20 protein-coding genes are annotated in these 16373 nt (G+C 28.2%); all 20 read right to left on the minus strand.

Annotated features, from left to right (window positions below; genetic code table 11):
* Position 1 precedes the first annotated feature (1 nt).
* The 20 genes from KI686_RS01180 to KI686_RS01275 all read right to left on the minus strand — a co-directional run bounded on the left by KI686_RS01180 (position 2) and on the right by KI686_RS01275 (position 16147).
* Entirely contained in the window at positions 2-754 is a 753-nt protein-coding gene (locus tag KI686_RS01180; RefSeq protein ID WP_237587399.1) for an SDR family NAD(P)-dependent oxidoreductase, read from the minus strand.
* Between the two features lie 31 nt (positions 755-785).
* A complete protein-coding gene (locus KI686_RS01185; protein ID WP_237587400.1) occupies positions 786-1274 on the minus strand; it encodes a phosphoribosylaminoimidazolesuccinocarboxamide synthase in 489 nt (162 codons plus the stop codon).
* Between the two features lie 189 nt (positions 1275-1463).
* Complete coding sequence (locus KI686_RS01190) at positions 1464-2387, minus strand: hypothetical protein (RefSeq protein ID WP_237587401.1); 924 nt, start codon at positions 2385-2387, stop codon at positions 1464-1466.
* An 88-nt stretch (positions 2388-2475) separates the two neighbouring features.
* On the minus strand, positions 2476-2922 hold the full coding sequence (locus KI686_RS01195) for a hypothetical protein (RefSeq protein ID WP_237587402.1): 447 nt from the start codon (positions 2920-2922) through the stop codon (positions 2476-2478).
* Positions 2923-3017: 95 nt separating this feature from the next.
* Positions 3018-3884, minus strand: a complete 867-nt coding sequence (atpG, locus tag KI686_RS01200) for an ATP synthase F1 subunit gamma (protein WP_237587403.1) — start codon at positions 3882-3884, stop codon at positions 3018-3020.
* Between the two features lie 49 nt (positions 3885-3933).
* Positions 3934-5511 (minus strand): F0F1 ATP synthase subunit alpha, encoded by a 1578-nt coding sequence (gene atpA, locus KI686_RS01205; RefSeq protein ID WP_237587404.1) that lies wholly within the window; start codon positions 5509-5511, stop codon positions 3934-3936.
* 21 nt (positions 5512-5532) lie between these two features.
* On the minus strand, positions 5533-6090 hold the full coding sequence (atpH, locus tag KI686_RS01210) for an ATP synthase F1 subunit delta (protein ID WP_237587405.1): 558 nt from the start codon (positions 6088-6090) through the stop codon (positions 5533-5535).
* 7 nt (positions 6091-6097) lie between these two features.
* On the minus strand, positions 6098-6598 hold the full coding sequence (locus KI686_RS01215; RefSeq protein ID WP_237587406.1) for a F0F1 ATP synthase subunit B: 501 nt from the start codon (positions 6596-6598) through the stop codon (positions 6098-6100).
* A 93-nt stretch (positions 6599-6691) separates the two neighbouring features.
* A complete protein-coding gene (gene atpE, locus KI686_RS01220) occupies positions 6692-6880 on the minus strand; it encodes an ATP synthase F0 subunit C (protein WP_004569351.1) in 189 nt (62 codons plus the stop codon).
* A gap of 77 nt (positions 6881-6957) precedes the next feature.
* Positions 6958-8103, minus strand: coding sequence for a F0F1 ATP synthase subunit A (gene atpB, locus KI686_RS01225; protein ID WP_237587407.1), 1146 nt, complete (start codon positions 8101-8103; stop codon positions 6958-6960).
* 82 nt (positions 8104-8185) lie between these two features.
* The gene (locus tag KI686_RS01230) at positions 8186-8572 is read right to left on the minus strand and encodes a DUF6168 family protein (RefSeq protein ID WP_237587408.1); all 387 of its coding nucleotides are present in this window, start codon (positions 8570-8572) and stop codon (positions 8186-8188) included.
* Positions 8565-8783 (minus strand): AtpZ/AtpI family protein, encoded by a 219-nt coding sequence (locus KI686_RS01235; RefSeq protein WP_237587409.1) that lies wholly within the window; start codon positions 8781-8783, stop codon positions 8565-8567. Before KI686_RS01235 ends, KI686_RS01230 begins: the two co-directional genes overlap by 8 nt.
* On the minus strand, positions 8749-9126 hold the full coding sequence (locus KI686_RS01240) for a bactofilin family protein (RefSeq protein WP_237587410.1): 378 nt from the start codon (positions 9124-9126) through the stop codon (positions 8749-8751). Before KI686_RS01240 ends, KI686_RS01235 begins: the two co-directional genes overlap by 35 nt.
* A gap of 44 nt (positions 9127-9170) precedes the next feature.
* Positions 9171-11408 (minus strand): type IX secretion system periplasmic lipoprotein PorW/SprE, encoded by a 2238-nt coding sequence (porW, locus tag KI686_RS01245; RefSeq protein WP_237587411.1) that lies wholly within the window; start codon positions 11406-11408, stop codon positions 9171-9173.
* A gap of 122 nt (positions 11409-11530) precedes the next feature.
* Positions 11531-12226: an ABC transporter ATP-binding protein gene (locus KI686_RS01250; protein ID WP_237587412.1), complete on the minus strand. Its 696-nt coding sequence runs from the start codon at positions 12224-12226 to the stop codon at positions 11531-11533.
* Positions 12227-12232: 6 nt separating this feature from the next.
* Positions 12233-13699: a DUF5687 family protein gene (locus tag KI686_RS01255; protein WP_237587413.1), complete on the minus strand. Its 1467-nt coding sequence runs from the start codon at positions 13697-13699 to the stop codon at positions 12233-12235.
* Positions 13700-13749: 50 nt separating this feature from the next.
* The gene (locus KI686_RS01260; RefSeq protein ID WP_237587414.1) at positions 13750-14457 is read right to left on the minus strand and encodes a hypothetical protein; all 708 of its coding nucleotides are present in this window, start codon (positions 14455-14457) and stop codon (positions 13750-13752) included.
* Between the two features lie 3 nt (positions 14458-14460).
* Positions 14461-15138: a hypothetical protein gene (locus KI686_RS01265; RefSeq protein ID WP_237587415.1), complete on the minus strand. Its 678-nt coding sequence runs from the start codon at positions 15136-15138 to the stop codon at positions 14461-14463.
* A 3-nt stretch (positions 15139-15141) separates the two neighbouring features.
* The gene (locus KI686_RS01270; RefSeq protein ID WP_237587416.1) at positions 15142-15795 is read right to left on the minus strand and encodes a hypothetical protein; all 654 of its coding nucleotides are present in this window, start codon (positions 15793-15795) and stop codon (positions 15142-15144) included.
* A 13-nt stretch (positions 15796-15808) separates the two neighbouring features.
* Entirely contained in the window at positions 15809-16147 is a 339-nt protein-coding gene (locus KI686_RS01275) for a PadR family transcriptional regulator (protein WP_165731545.1), read from the minus strand.
* Between the last annotated feature and the right edge of the window lie 226 nt (positions 16148-16373).

Below are 16373 nucleotides of genomic sequence, written 5' to 3' on the forward strand. Positions count from 1 at the left end.
CTTAATCTTTATTTAGCAAAGTTGGTGTTGCTTGTGCTGTTGGGTAAACAACTAAATCTTCTATATTTACATGATACGGTCTAGTTATTACAAAATGGATAATATCTGCAATATCTTCTGCCTGTAAAGCTTTGTAACCTGCATAAACAGATTTTGCCTTTTCTTTATCTCCTTTAAACCGAACATCTGAAAACTCGGTTTCTACAGCACCTGGATGAATAGCAGAAACACGAATATTATATTTGTTTAAGTCTATTCTCATCGCTTTATTTAAAGCATTTACAGCGTGTTTTGTTGCACAATAAACATTTCCGTTAGGATACACGTCTTTTCCTGCTATAGAGCCAATATTTACAATAAAACCACTATTTTGTTGTGTCATTTTTGGAATTATTGCTTTAGAAACATATAACAGACCTTTTACATTAATATCTAACATAGCATCCCAATCATCTAAATTACCATCTTGTATAGCAGACAAACCATGAGCGTTACCTGCATTATTTATTAAAAAATCAATGTCTTTAAAATTTTCTGGTAAAGATTTAATTGCCTTTATAACATCTTCTTTTTTAGACACATCAAACTGCAATGTAGTTACTTCTGTAAACTTGCTTAATGTTTCTTTAAGTTCTGCTAACCTCTCGGCTCTTCTACCGCAAAGAATTAATCTAATATTATTTTTTGCAAAAATTTCTGCTGTTGCTTTTCCTATTCCAGAAGTAGCTCCTGTTATAAATGCTGTTCTTCTCATCTTTTTAAAATTATAATTACTATGATAAATTTTATTTAATAGTAAATTCTTCTTGCATTATTTTCTTTGCTTTTTCAGTTTCGTTTTGTCCGTCTTTTAACAAACCTGGTAGCATTATTAATCTTCTTTTAATACTCCCATTTTCATCTTCAAAATAGATTATAAATCTAGAGCATGTTAAACCTAAAATTGCTTTTTTAAACTTTATCTTTTTAATTTTATTCTTATCAATTACAGAAGTAGCTGAGTTGTTTAAGCTTCTAAATATTCCGAATATTAAGTACAAGCCAAATACACTAAAAAATACTGATGAAGAAATTTCTTCTTTTTGAAAACTAATAAATGCAGAGTATAATAAGAATAAAGAAAGTGCTGCATAGATTAATAATATTTTAGTAATACTATTACCAACACTAACACTTGCAACATTGCCAATTATTCCATCTCTAGAAATAACAATTTTATCAATTAAAACATGGCAAAATCCAGTTTTAGTTTTAAACCTTTTCTCTAATTGCATTATATACTAATCGCTATTTAAAAGCATTTATAAATTCAACATAAAAATATCAAAAAGAAACTGTCTTATTTTTTGTTGCAAGTAAAATTTACTTAAAAATTATCAACAAAAAAACCGCTCTTTGCAGAGCGGTTTTTACTTTAATTGATTAACTCCTAAATAATCAATTAAAAATCAACTAACCAAACTTTATTTTAAATTTCTTCTATTCTTTATCTTTCTTTCTACTTTAGTACGTTTTCTATTATCATTCCTTACAATTTCTTTTGTTTCTTTTTTTGCACTATCCGATTTTAAATACTGTACAAAACCTCTTCCCTTAAAACTGTAAGTTGTATTAGAATTTATATGATATAAACTTATCTTTCCATCATTAATAACGCTTAACTCAAATTCTTCAATATATCCGCCATCATAATTAAGTGTTAAAATCTTTAAATTGTCATAACCAGCTACATCATAAACTTCATAACCTCCTACATAGTTCCAATTAATAGAATCAATATCTGTGCCAAAATTGTCTTGAGAACTATAAAATGTTGTTATATTTTCTGGAGTAAAGGCTAAATAATTTTCATAATCAAAAGAATTAGGTACTCCATCTTTGGTTGATACTTTTTCCCAAGCAATGTATTCTTGTAAAAAGTATTCTATATTTTCATAAAATAACTTATCGTAATCAAAGTTATTTATGTGATATCCGATTAAATAATAATTTACATTTTCTGTATAATTATATAATCTAATTTCATTGTTGGAAATAACTGTAACTTCAAAATCATTAAAGCCATCAATATCATGGTTAGTTTCTAAAAATCCATTATAAGTATTGTAAGTACCAACATCAATACCAAAACCATTACCTGTTCTACCAATATCTACAATGTTGTTATTGGCATATAAAATTCCGTTTACAAACGATAAGGTAAATGCTCTAGAAACGTAAGGAATATCTCCATTACCTGTAGTTCTATGATAATCTACATACCATAAATCATATTCTGATACAACTTCTTCTAAAGTTGGTTGGTACTCTTCATAGTAAATAGTAGAACAAGAACTAAATACTACACTTGTAATAATAATTGTTAAAAGTAGTTTTACTGATTTCATAAGCATTTATTTTATGGTTACGCTTATGTAAATTCAAAATGCATGCCAAAAAATAAAATTACTCTTTCTAGAGTGATTTATATACTTATTAATAACTTACTTCTTTAAGGTTTTTAACCTTGTAATAGTAGGTCTTATTATTCAATAGATAACTAATAACAACCTCGTTTCTATTTAATTTAAAAGAACTGTTTTGGTATGATGGTAATTGATTTATAGATTCTTTTGTACGATTATTATCTAAGATTAAATCTTTATTGTTTAATGTTTTATCGAACTCTACAAAAATATATTTTAAATCTCCTTTTGTTTTTATTAAAGTTTTGGCCTTTTTATTTTTTAAAAATAAGCTATCAAATACTACTTTTTCAAAAGGAGTATATCTAATATACACTTTAGATTTATTATTAAATTTTGAAGGATAATAAATGGCCGATTCTATTGTAAAAGGAGGTTCTTTTACAAAACCTACACTTGCACAATCTATAAACAAAACAGAAATAAATAATATTAAAATAAGTTTAGTGTTTTTCATGTTTATTATTTTAAATAAATTAGTTCAAATTTTATACCAATAAACAAAAAAAGCGAACCTTATTGGTTCGCTTTTATATCCTATAAAAATTATTATTAATTATTTAAAGCTTCTGCTCCTCCTACAATTTCTAAAATTTCATTAGTAATTGCAGCTTGACGTGCTTTATTATAAGTTAATAATAACTCATCTCTTAATTCTGTTGCGTTGTCTGTTGCTTTATGCATTGCAGTCATACGTGCACCATGTTCTGAAGCAAAACTATCTCTAATAGCTTTATATAATTGAGTTTTTAATGATTTTGGTATTAAAGCCTCAATAATTTCTTCTTTAGATGGTTCAAAAATATAATCAGAATTTACTTCAGATGCATCTGCTCCTTCAATAGGTTTAATTGGCAAAAATTGCTCTACCTGAGGAATTTGCGTTGCTGCATTTTTAAACTGATTATATAAAAGCTCAATTTTATCGTAAGTTCCATCAACATATAAAGACATTAACTTTTCTGCAAGTATTGCTACATTATCAAAAGTTAAATCATCATAAATTTCATTATTATTTTCAATAATATTGAATTGCTTCTCTAAAGTATCTGCACCTTTTTTACCAATAGCAAATAAATCTACATCTACATTACTATATTTTTCTTTTACAGTTTTAAGTACTTCTTTTGTGATAGATGAATTAAAACCACCACACAAACCTCTATTAGAAGTTACTACAACTAATAAAACTTTAGAAACTTCTCTTTGAGTTGAATATACTCCACCAGCATTACTATCTAAAGTTGCGCTTAAATTTTGCAACAATTCAGTTAGTTTAGATGAATAAGGACGCATTGCCGTAATTGCATCTTGTGCTTTCTTCAACTTTGCAGCAGATACCATTTTCATGGCAGATGTAATCTGCATTGTTGATTTAATAGAGGTTATTCTATTACGTATTTCTTTTAAGTTTGCCATTCTATTGAAATTTTGAAATTCCCGATTTCTCGGGAATGACAACTATTTTTTATTCGAAATGAGTAGAAATTTCTTTAGCTGCAGCTTCTAAAACTGCTGTAGCTTCTGGTGTTAATTTACCAGATTTTAGTACATCTAAAGTATCTCTATGCTTTGCGTTTAAATAATCTATATAATCCTTCTCAAATTTCTTTACTTGATCTACAGGCACATCTTTTAACAAGTTCTTAGAACCTGCATAAATAATTGCTATTTGATCTTCTACAGAGAAAGGGTCGTTTTGTGCTTGCTTTAAAATTTCAACATTACGTTGTCCTTTAGAAATTACACTTAAAGTAGCTGCATCTAAATCTGAACCAAATTTAGCAAATGCTTCTAATTCTCTAAACTGAGCTTGATCTAATTTTAAAGTACCAGATACTTTTTTCATAGATTTAATCTGTGCGTTACCACCAACACGAGATACAGAAATACCTACGTTAATTGCTGGACGTACACCAGAGTTAAATAAATCTCCATCTAAGAAAATCTGTCCATCTGTAATAGAAATTACGTTTGTTGGAATATATGCAGAAACGTCACCAGCTTGAGTTTCAATAATTGGTAATGCAGTTAAAGAACCTCCACCTTTTACGATTCCTTTAATAGAATCTGGTAAATCGTTCATTTCACTTGCAATTTTATCATCATTAATAACTTTTGCAGCACGTTCTAATAATCTTGAGTGTAAGTAAAATACATCTCCTGGATAAGCCTCACGTCCCGGTGGTCTTCTTAATAATAAAGAAATTTCACGATAAGCAACTGCTTGTTTAGATAAATCATCATAAATAATTAAAGCTGGTCTACCAGAATCTCTAAAATACTCTCCAATTGCAGCTCCTGCAAATGGTGCATAAACTTGCATTGCAGCAGGGTCTGATGCATTTGCAGCAATAATTGTTGTATAAGCTAAAGCTCCTTTTTCTTCTAACATGTTTGCAATTGCTGCAACTGTAGAAGCTTTTTGACCAATAGCTACATAAATACAATATACTGGCTCACCAGCATCATAAAATTCTTTTTGATTTAAGATGGTATCTAAAGCAACTGTAGATTTACCAGTCTGACGGTCTCCAATAATCAACTCACGTTGACCTCTACCAACAGGAATCATTGCATCAATAGATTTAATACCTGTTTGTAATGGTTCTGTTACTGGCTCTCTAAAAATAACCCCAGGAGCTCTACGCTCTAAAGGCATTTGATAAGTTATACCAACAATAGGTCCTTTACCATCAATTGGGTTTCCTAAAGTATCTAACACACGCCCAACAACTCCTTCACCTGCTTGTAAAGAAGCAATACGTTCTGTACGTTTTACTGTAGAACCTTCTTTTACTGATGTAGAAGCACCTAATAATACAACACCTGCATTATCTTCTTCTAAGTTTAATACGATACCTTCTAATCCGTTATCGAATTCTACCAACTCACCATATTGAACGTTAGAAAGACCGTAAACACGAGCAATTCCATCTCCTACCTGTAAAACAGTTCCAACTTCATTTAAAGTAGCTTTAGCTTCGAAATTTGTTAACTGTTGCTTTAAAATTGCTGATACTTCAGCTGGTTTAATACTTGCCATCTGCTATAATTTGATGTATTATTAAATTTTTGGAATGAAATGACTATTGTCAAATTCCTTTTTCAATTCGTTTAAATAATTAGAGATACTTGCATCGTATTGCACATCTCCTACACGCAAAATAAATCCTCCTAATATATTTGGATTTACTTCGTTTACTAAATTTGCTTTCTCTCCTGTTAAAGCAACTATTTTATCTAAAACTGCTTGCTCTACTTCTTTTGTTAAAGGAACCGCAGTTGTTACCTTTGCTTCTTGTAAATGCTTATCAAAATCGTAAATTATAGCATATTGTTGTGCTATTGATTGAAGCATTGCAATTCTTTTATTGTCTTCTAATAAATGAAATAAACCAAGAGTAATGTTATTTACTTTACCGTTAAATAAAGCGTTTAAAACTTTTATCTTGTCTGAAGCCTTAACAATAGGACTTGTTAACATTACTTCAAGTTCATTACTATCTGAAATTGTAGTAGCAATAAATAACATATCATCATTTACTACAGTTTCTTCATTAGAATCTTTAGCAAGATTTAAAATTGCTTTTGCGTAACGTAATGCTGCTCTTGCGTCTTTCATACTTAGCTTAGTTTAAAGTAACATCTTTTAAAATTCCTTCTACTAAATCTAATTGATCTTGTTTAGAAGATAATTCTTTTTTAATTACTGATTCTGCTATACCAATAGATAACTCTGCAACATTCTTTTTTAATTCTGCTAAAGCAGCTTGTTTTTCTTGAGCAATAGAAGCTTGTGCTTTTTCTATTAAAGATGCTGTAACTTCTTTTGCATCTTCTTTTGCTTCTGCAATCATATTATCTCTAATATCTCTTGCTTCTTTCATCATTGCATCTCTTTCTGCTCTTGCCTCTTTTATCAATCTTTCATTATCTGCTTGTAAGTTTTGCATTTCTTTTTTTGCGTTTTCTGCTGCAAGTAATGCATCTTCAATACCAGTTTCTCTTTCTTCTAAAGAGTTTAAAATTGGTTTCCAAGCAAACTTCTTCATCAAAAATAATAAAATTATTAAGATTACTATTTGCATTGCAAATAAGCCTGGCGAAAAATCGTTTAATAAAGTTTCCATTCTATTAACTAATTATATTGTTTTTTGTTTAATTTAAAAACACATTCTGTAACCAACCGTTACAGACTTGTGTTTTTGTTTTTTTTGAGAAAATTATTTCCCTAAGATTAATGCACCAAATGCTAAACCTTCTAATAAGGCACCAATGATGATCATTGCAGTTTGAATTTTACCAGCTGCTTCAGGTTGACGAGCAATACCTTCCATTGCTTTACCACCGATTTGACCTAATCCAATACCACCTCCGATAACGATTAATCCTGCTCCAATTAAATTGTACATACTAATTGATTTTAAATATATTAATTAAACAAATTCTAATTCTCTTTTATACTTGATTTTTTACATCAAGATTTTTACTAATGATGCTCGTGTTCTTCTACCGCCATCCCGATAAACAATGATGATAACATCGTAAATATAAATGCTTGTAAAAAGGCTACTAAAACTTCTATAACCATAATAAACAACGCTAATACCAAAGACATTCCTGTAGATGCTACAGGGCCAAAAGCTTCTTTCATTGTAACCATTAATGCTATTAAACTCATTACCACAAAGTGACCCGCCGTTATGTTTGCGAATAAACGTACTAATAATGAAAATGGTTTAATTAAAATAAAACCTGTTAACTCAATAATAGCTAATATTGGTCTTAAAATATAAGGCACACCTGGCATCCATAATGTATGCGCCCAAAAATCTTTACTTCCATTAAAAATGTAAATTACTAACGTAAATAATGCTAATGCTAATGTAACTGCAATTTGCCCAGTTACGTTAAACCCTAATGGAGTTAATCCTAATAAATTTAAAATCCAAATAAAGAAAAATACAGTTAACAAAAAGCCCATAAACTTTTTATACTTTTTCTCCCCAATATTTGGTCTTGCTATTTCATCTCTAACGTAAATTACTAAAGGCTCTAAAGCTCTACCTAATCCTTTAGGAATTTCTCTTGTTTTATATTGTTTTGCTAAAGCAGAAAAACCTAAAAACATTAAAAGACTTGCCAACAAAATACCTACAACAGATTTTGTAATAGAAAAATCTAATACTTTATGAGCGTTTGTTGCGTGATGAGTTTCATCGAAAGATACTGTTGCAGCATCACTATTTAACTCGTAAATTTTAGAATGAATCTTTGCAAATTTTAATCCATTTTTTTCTACAATAACGTGCCCATCATCATTGTGATGAAATTCTGAAGACATAAAAGTTACCAAACCTTCACTAGACCATAAAATTACAGGTAAAGAAAAACCAAAATGCTTTCTTTCTCCCTCTTCTGATGTGTAAGAAAAAAATGTAAAATCGTGAGAATCTTTTAAGTGATGCTGAATATAATCAGTCACTTCTTTTTGAGTATTTACTTGCCCGCCATCGTGGTTCTGAACATTATGATTCTGATCAGCATTACCAGATATAGATGCGAAACTTGTAGTTGTAATAAGAGCTATTACTGCTATTGCAAGAAATTTGATTGTTTTTTTGGCAACCTTCATTGTTAAAATACGCTTTCTAAATTCGGCGCAAAGGTATGCAATTATTAAAAAATATTAACCTTTTTTTAGGTATTTTTTAATATTATTTTCTCTTAAGTATTTTAATAACAAAAACAGCTTCTGTTAATAAAAAAATAATAGTAGGTAATAACAGAGAAATTTTAGATGAAAACAACAGACTTTCTTCTGAAAGTAGCGATTTATTAAAGGCTGCAGTAAACAGCATCAATTTAAAAAAAATTAAACCTAGATATATAAAACCTAATCTTTCAGAAATTTTATCAACAGTTAAAAGCAGTAAAAAATTTACCAAAATCAACAAAGAAAAACTAACATGAAAAAAGTATACTTTTTTTAATGAAAAGGGTAAAACTATTTGATAATATTCTAAAATAAAATTATGAAGAAAAAAACATAAAAATGAAAGAACAACAAACAAAATAGCTTTTATGATAAAATTTTTAATCATTTATCTTATTAGCTTGTTTTATTAAAGAATATGTAGCGATAAAAACAGATAGTAATGCAACTGTTTCTGTTAAAAAAGAAGTTTTAAACTTAGCATCTAACCACTCTCCTAACAAAAAACCTAAATAAATAGTTAAACCCATTTGCAAACCTGCACCTGAGAGTCTTAGAGCCTTATTAAGCGATTTTTTCTGAACGTCTTTCTTGCTCATTACTAGAATTTAATTCTTTTACTGCTCCAACACCTTTCATTGCGCAAGAAGCATTAAATGAAGCTCCCGCTTCTACAACAAGCTTTTCTATAATTACATTTCCAGAGATATTAGCAGACGCTTTAACTGTTAGTGTATTTAAAACCAACAACTCTCCTAAAAAGACACCTTCTATATCTGCATATTCTGCTTCTACTTTACCTTTTATTTTACCATTTACACCAATAATTACACGACCATTGGTTTTTAGTGTACCTTCTAAAGTTCCGTCAATTCTAAAATCTCCTTCAGATTTAATATCTCCGACAACTACTGTGTTTTTGGCTATAACATTTCTTTCCATAACTGTTTTTTTTGCTGTTTCTTTGTTTTTTCCCCCAAACATTTCTACTTACTTAATTGATTAACGATTTCTTTTGCTTTTTTTCCTTCTTCTGTATTTGCATAGCTAACAGCTACAAAATCCATTGCAATTTTGTAAGTTTCTTTATCTTTATATTTACCTATAGCATAAGCTTTTAACAACTCAAATTTAGGAATTAATTTCGAATTTTTAATTAATGGTAATTGTTCATCAATTTTTAATACTGTTTCTTCAAATTTATCTTCTTTATATAAATAGTAAATTTCTTTATATAAAACTTCTAGCTCATCAACAGAAACCTCTTCTACAATTGGCTCATCAGGATTTCTTATAATTTGTGCAAATTTAGTTTTAGCGTAATCTGTAAGTATTACATCTTTATATTTAAGTGCCAATATATTTTGCCCTAAACCGGTATAAATTTGATATAAATGCCAATTTATAGGCAACCTCAACTCTTCTAAAGTGTTTAAACTAGCAACTCTTTCTAATCTTTCTATAGCTAATTTTGTGTCTTTAAATTGTTCTTTATAAATTATCCCTAACTCATATAAAGCTTTATTTCTTTCTAGCTTTAAAGTATCTATTTTAGCTTTTTCTTTAGGAATTGTTTCTAGATAACTTGCCAAATCATAACGAGAACTTTTTTTACTTATCTGTAAAGAATCGTTACTTGTTAAACCTGTATCAGCTTTAGAAGACCATCTCCAATCATCTTCCTTCTTTCTATTTCCCCAAATTTTCTGAAACTCAGTTTTTCCAAAACTTAAAGACTGAGAATTATAAAAATACCATTTTCCTTTATTATTAGATTGCAAAGAACTACCACCAAAAGAACTGCCAAATGCTTGCTGATTTAATTTTAGCTGAGCAGCCTCTTCATCTTTCTTCTTTAAATTATCTATATAATTTTGAAAAAACTTTTCTTGATCTTCTGTAGAAAGCGATGCAATTCTTAAAATACTATCATTTTCTATCACTTTTTTTTCAAAACGAATTAAAGATGCTAAGTTTCTATGCTTTCTTCTAATCCTTCTAAATCTTAAATCTAAGGTATCTTTAGAAATACTTAAAATACTATCATAATAGGCACTTGCATCTAAATAGTTAGAATTATCAAAATTAATATTTCCTAATCTTTCATAGGTAAAAGTTTTCTGTTTTACACTGCTAGAAAGAGACCTTAAAGATTGATTATAATAATTAACTGCTAAACCAATACTGTCTTGTTTTTCATACAAAATACCTGTTTGGTAATATAGCTCATCTAAATACGCTCTATTTTCTCTCTCTTTAATTAGTTTTTGCATTTTTTCTAAAACAACTGCAGAAGAAGAATCTGTTGCTACATTTTTTGCTAATTCTATATTAGCATGCATTTTGTATTTATAAGGTGCTTTTTTAAAGTTGATGATTTTATTAAAGGTGATAGAAGCTGAATCTTTTTTATTTTCTGAACTGTAAATCTGCCCTAAAACAAATAAATTTCTTGCTCCCTGTGTTTTGTTATTTAAAGTTTCTGTAGATTTTGCAAGATATTTTTTAGCTTTCTGCAAACTATCTGTTTTTAAATAAGCCATTGCTAAAGCGGTATAACCTTGCTCTTTAATTTCTTCTGGTAAATCTGCTTCTACCGTATCTTTTGTGTGCAAAAGTAATTTTAAAGATTCTATTGCAAACTCTTCATTATCTATTCTAATATTTGCTTTTGCTCTCCAAATTTTAGTTTCATTTATTAAATTAGCATAAGGATAATTAGCAATCACATAATTAAAAGCCTCTATTGCTGGTATAAAACGCTGATCGTAATAACGTGCTTTCCCTAATAAAAGATAAGCGTCATCAATCTGGCTATTTCGCTCCATTCCATCAATATTCATTCCATGTTTTTGGATTGCTTTTATTGCTTTTTCTTCTGCAATACCAAACGGTGTTGTTGCTTTTTCTTCTTCGGTATCTGCTGTTTTATTTTTACCAAAACTAACACCCGATTTTACTTTTGAATTAAATGTAGGTATTGAAATTTTATCTTCTTCAAACTTAATTGGCTCTATTTGTAGTTGTTGAAACCAATCTTCTTTATAATTTTCATTTATACTATTTACACCTTCTTTAAAAGCTTCTTTACCATTAAACAATACGTTAAATTTTGTGTTTAAAGAATGCCAATTTCTATTAATTAAAGTATCTTTTTTTGTACTACAAGAAAGTAGCACTGTAAAGATGGTAATTACTAAAACTATTTTATGGGTGCTTTTCACTCAGATAAATCTAAATTAAAAATTTGTTTTTTTTAAACTAAAAACTCTTATTTACAACTAATTTCTAATGAAAATAGTATAAATAAGAGTGTAAAAATAGTAATAAAATAAGAATAGAAGGCTTATACAGAAAAATAGCTTTCTAATTCTTTTAAAGTTTCTTCTGATGTTTCTATATCTTTTACAACATTACCTTTATCTAAAACCACAATGCGCTCGCAAACTTCGGTTACGTGTGTTAAATCGTGACTAGAAATTAAAACAGTAATTTCTTTATTTTCTGTTAATTCTTTTATGATGTTTTTTAACCTAATTTGTGTTGTTGGATCTAAGTTTGCAAAAGGTTCGTCTAAAATTACCACTTTTGGGTTTCCCATCATTGCGGCAACAATACCTGCTTTTTTCTGATTTCCTTTACTTAAATCTCTTAAGTATTTTTTCTTGCCGATAATTTCATCATTAAAAAACTCATCAAACTGAGTTAAAAAGCTTTTAATATCAGCCTTGTTCATACCTCTTAAATCCCCAATAAAATCGAAATACTCATCTGGAGTTAAATAACCAATTAAAAAAGATTCATCAATAAAAGAACCTGTAAAATTTTTCCAATCTTCGCTTTGGTTTACAACAATATCATTATTAGTAATTGCACCTGAAGACGGCCTAACCAAATCTAACAAAATATTAAAATAGGTTGTTTTTCCGGCTCCGTTATTACCAACCAAACCAAAACTTTGACCAGTAGGAATCTGTAAAGCATCTATATTTAAAACCTCTGTTTTTCCGTATTTTTTAGAAAGTTGTGTAGTTTGTATCATCTTTTTTTAATTTTCTTGATTAAATGCATGAATCATTACATATTTATTTGCAATGTATTTTTTTGTAATAAAAGCCATTAATTTTTTATGTAAAGCAATCCCTACAAAACCTAAAATAGCAATTGTTAATGTGGCTATTTCAAAATTAACAAGCCAATTAATTAAACCAAAAATAATCATTGGTAAAATCATTAAAGGCAAACCTATTAACCATTGTACAGCACCTGTACCTTGAAAGTTAAAAGCTGCTTTTTCATCTAAATTTATTTTTTTTCGATTAAAAGTTCCTCCATATAAAATTACATGCGTATTTACACCAACGTTATAAATCATGGCCGCAAAATGTACTAATAAAATCTTCCATCCAAAATAAACATAAGGTATACCCAGCACAAAAAGGCCAACCACACTAATACTCATAATAGTAAATTTTGATTTTAAATAGCGTTCGTATTTAAAATTCTGACTCATTAACATTTTGTAATAACTACTATCCCAAGCAGGAATAAATTGACCAAAATTGATTAGAAAAGTTCCTGTAGAAAAAATACCTACCAACACAAACATAAAATCTTTGTCTGCATATAAAGGGTTTGGATAAAAAAACAATCCGTACAACAAACCAACTAAAACCATCCAAATAGAAGATTTTGTACGTTTATTACGCCACATTAAACGCAAATCGTTTTTTATAAAAGGGGCTACATCACCCAACTTATCTGCAAAAGATAAATCTGATGCGTTTGCTTGTTCTACTTTTTCTGATATTAAAGCATCTAAATAAACTTCGTTTTTTAACTGCTTATAATTTGCAATATAAAGCACAATTAAGAGTATTAAAAAGACAACAGAAACAATTGGATTTAGATAAATAAAATCGAATCCTTTACCTACAAAACTTGCTAAATTAAAAAGCTGAAAATATTCTACTAAATAACCACCAACTAGTAAAGTTATTAATCCGCCTAAGGCGATATTATTTTTATTGATTAAAAAATTTAAAAAATTAGTACATTGAATAATTAAAATCATACTTGCTAACCAACCTAACACACCCAACACACTGTAACCTTCTCTTATTAAAACTATTGCAAACGGAATGTAGAAAAACAAACCCATAACATTAAAAAGAGAAGCAGATGATTTTGCTAAAATAAAATGTACAATTTTATTTCTTTTTATTGGTAAAATAAGAAATGGTTTTATATTCATTACCGGTAACTTTTGCATGATGTATCTAAAAATTAAATCGGCTACAATAGCAAATAACAAGTAAGAATTTACCAAAACTAAAGGATCTTTATCTGGAAATTGTTCTTTTAGAATGTAAAAACCGCCAACACCTAGTATTGAAAAAGAAACAATAAAATAGAGCGCAAAAAATACCAAAAGTATATTTAGAAAAATACTTTTTCCGAAAGAAGCAGATCGGAAAAACTGTTTCCATTCTAACTTTAAAAAACGAGAAATCATAAGTTGGTTTTTAGTTTGATTGACAATAAGTAGTTAAAAACCATATTTTGTTACAAATTTTTAACAATTTTATATTCTGGGTATGTTTCTTGCAATAATTCTTCTGCTTTTTGCGGAATTACATAATTAGACACGTAAAACAAAATACACAATAAGGTTAGCACAATAGAAATGATAAAAACCCAATAAATATTTAAGTTGCTAAAATCTAACCTAGTTAAATTTACAAGGTTAAATAAATTTACAAAAGCAAAACCGGTATAGCTGTTTTTTGTTGTGCCCAACATGGCTTCTAACAAAAATATTTTCTCTTCTTTCTTTTCTTTTACTTTATGTTCTTTTCTTATTTTATATCCGGCAATCATCTCATAAGTGATTAAGATTAAAAGCAGACCTAAGAAAAAATACTCTGAAAACTGTATTTGAAGCAACATAAAGAAAGACAAGAAAATTACAAAAGTTAGTATAATTTTTGGCACAGTAAACCATTCTTTTGCAAAGCGTAAAAGTATTTTCCAATACCGTTTATTCATTTGTTTTTGCTTTTCTTCTACAACATCCATAAAACCAAAAACACCAAATTTTTTAAAGGATAAATCTCTTGCTTGTTCAAAAGTTAAAAGTGGCTGCGCCACCCAAATTTCTTCAATATCATTGGCTAAATGATCTACCAATTCACTTTGTACGTCATAATGATATACATAATGTTTTCTAGTAAACTTGTAAAGTTCTTCTATTTGATTTTCTGTAAGTTTCATCGTTTACACAATTACATTAGGATATTGTTTTTTTACCAATTTTTTATTTTGATGAAAAACAGATTCTCCAGACCAATAAAATAATAATAACAACACAAAAATGCCCAAATGAATATTGTTATGTATTGGATTTAAAAAACTTTCTTCAACTCTAAAATTAGTTATCGAATTAAAACAAATGAAAATAAAGTTTAACATTTGTAAAAAGTTATTTGTTTTATTTAAAACTAAAAAGGATTCTTTTTGATTATTTTTTGTTTTTCTATATTGATAAAAAATTCGAACAATAATAAATAGCAAAACAGCATATAAAGAAACAAAAAAGTTTTCTTTATCGTCAAACAAATTCATCAATAAAAATAACACATAAAACAACGTTACTGTAACAATAATTTTAGGCAACTTAAAAAACGTAATTAAGTGTTTTAAAGAGTTTTTATAAAACTTTGATTGAACAGCTTTTGTTTTTTCTTCTAGTAACTTGCTAAAACCTCTATCGCTAAAATTCCTATGAATATTTTCAATTTCCCTTTTTAAATTTAAATCAGGGTTCTTATCTAATTTAGTCTCTAAAATATTGGCAAAATGATCTACAACTTCTGTTCTAACATCGTAATATTTTATTCCGTAAGAAAAAATGTAATTGTCTATTTGTAAAAGTTGCTCTTTTGATAATTCCATAGCTTATAGAATTTTATATTTTTGGATTGCTTCTTGGTGTTTTTTGTAGAAGTAACTGCAGATATAAGTAACTGCAAAACCTGCACTTTGAAAACTAATTAAAAATGGGATAAAACTTCTATCATCATTAAAATAATTACCTGTAAGCAATGGAATTAATAAAAATACAATACTTAAATATTGGGTTTTTAAAATAAAACTATAGGTAGTTTTTACTTTAGATTTTATCACTTTTACAATTATAAAAATCATATAAACAAAAAAACTGATGTTTAATGCGTTTAAAAATCCGTTGATAAAATCTAACACGTTTTCAGAAAAAACAATAGGAACTTTCGTAAAAAATAACACTGGTAAAAAATAAGCTGTTAAGTATAAAAAATAAAAAGGCTTAAATATTTTTACTGCATTTTTTACCACAATTTTAGATTCTGAATATTGAAAACCAAAAAAGAAACTAGAAGTATCTTTAAAATGTTTATCCCATTTTAAAACCGTTATTTTAAAAGCATTTTCAAAAGAATACTCTTTGTTTAAATAGCTTTCAATATCAGAAATTATATGATCTAAAATTTCTACTTTTAAATCTATAAATTCGAAATTTTTATTATAAAGATAATTTTCTACTAATTGTATTTGTTCTTTTGTTAATTCCATAAGCAAAAAATATTTATTCCAAACTTAATTTAGGATTCACCAATTGCTGCATCGTTCTTAAAAACTCTTGCATTTCATCCAACTTGTTGGCTGTTTCTTTGGTGCCAGATTCTGTTAATTTGTAATATTTACGTAATCTGTTACCTACTTTTGCAACCTCAACATCTAGCAAACCATCGGCTTCTAATTTGTGTAACGCAGGGTACAAAGCACCTTCGGTAATTTTAAGTTCGCCTTTGGTTAATTCTTTTACTTTTTGGGTAATTTCATAACCATACATTTTATCGTTAGTTTCTAATAATTTTAAAATGATGGTTTGTAAAGAACCTTTATATAATTTCTGATTTCCCATTCTTAATGTGTAATCGTTTAATTTTTTATTTGAAATGTCACTTCGAGTGATTTCGATTTTTTATTATTCAAAAAACTTACTCAAAATTTGTCAGTTCGAGCGCAGTCGAGAACCTATAAAACCTCTCGACTGCGCTCGAGAAGACATTGCTCTCACCAAATATACATAATTTTCTTATACATTAGATTCTTATGTATTGTTTTTTTGACGAAAAAAAACCCTAAGT

Origin of the sequence: Polaribacter sargassicola (assembly GCF_021991835.1) — a bacterium.
Classification (GTDB): Bacteria; Bacteroidota; Bacteroidia; order Flavobacteriales; family Flavobacteriaceae; genus Polaribacter; species Polaribacter sargassicola.

Bases quoted from the DNA above. Each gene is read 5' to 3' on its own strand.
- KI686_RS01180 (WP_237587399.1), bottom strand. From the start codon at position 754: ATGAGAAGAACAGCATTTATAACAGGAGCTACTTCTGGAATAGGAAAA.
- KI686_RS01185 (WP_237587400.1), bottom strand. From the start codon at position 1,274: ATGCAATTAGAGAAAAGGTTTAAAACTAAAACTGGATTTTGCCATGTT.
- KI686_RS01190 (WP_237587401.1), bottom strand. From the start codon at position 2,387: ATGAAATCAGTAAAACTACTTTTAACAATTATTATTACAAGTGTAGTA.
- KI686_RS01195 (WP_237587402.1), bottom strand. From the start codon at position 2,922: ATGAAAAACACTAAACTTATTTTAATATTATTTATTTCTGTTTTGTTT.
- atpG (WP_237587403.1), bottom strand. From the start codon at position 3,884: ATGGCAAACTTAAAAGAAATACGTAATAGAATAACCTCTATTAAATCA.
- atpA (WP_237587404.1), bottom strand. From the start codon at position 5,511: ATGGCAAGTATTAAACCAGCTGAAGTATCAGCAATTTTAAAGCAACAG.
- atpH (WP_237587405.1), bottom strand. From the start codon at position 6,090: ATGAAAGACGCAAGAGCAGCATTACGTTACGCAAAAGCAATTTTAAAT.
- KI686_RS01215 (WP_237587406.1), bottom strand. From the start codon at position 6,598: ATGGAAACTTTATTAAACGATTTTTCGCCAGGCTTATTTGCAATGCAA.
- atpE (WP_004569351.1), bottom strand. From the start codon at position 6,880: ATGTACAATTTAATTGGAGCAGGATTAATCGTTATCGGAGGTGGTATT.
- atpB (WP_237587407.1), bottom strand. From the start codon at position 8,103: ATGAAGGTTGCCAAAAAAACAATCAAATTTCTTGCAATAGCAGTAATA.
- KI686_RS01230 (WP_237587408.1), bottom strand. From the start codon at position 8,572: ATGATTAAAAATTTTATCATAAAAGCTATTTTGTTTGTTGTTCTTTCA.
- KI686_RS01235 (WP_237587409.1), bottom strand. From the start codon at position 8,783: ATGAGCAAGAAAGACGTTCAGAAAAAATCGCTTAATAAGGCTCTAAGA.
- KI686_RS01240 (WP_237587410.1), bottom strand. From the start codon at position 9,126: ATGGAAAGAAATGTTATAGCCAAAAACACAGTAGTTGTCGGAGATATT.
- KI686_RS01250 (WP_237587412.1), bottom strand. From the start codon at position 12,226: ATGATACAAACTACACAACTTTCTAAAAAATACGGAAAAACAGAGGTT.
- KI686_RS01255 (WP_237587413.1), bottom strand. From the start codon at position 13,699: ATGATTTCTCGTTTTTTAAAGTTAGAATGGAAACAGTTTTTCCGATCT.
- KI686_RS01260 (WP_237587414.1), bottom strand. From the start codon at position 14,457: ATGAAACTTACAGAAAATCAAATAGAAGAACTTTACAAGTTTACTAGA.
- KI686_RS01265 (WP_237587415.1), bottom strand. From the start codon at position 15,138: ATGGAATTATCAAAAGAGCAACTTTTACAAATAGACAATTACATTTTT.
- KI686_RS01270 (WP_237587416.1), bottom strand. From the start codon at position 15,795: ATGGAATTAACAAAAGAACAAATACAATTAGTAGAAAATTATCTTTAT.
- KI686_RS01275 (WP_165731545.1), bottom strand. From the start codon at position 16,147: ATGGGAAATCAGAAATTATATAAAGGTTCTTTACAAACCATCATTTTA.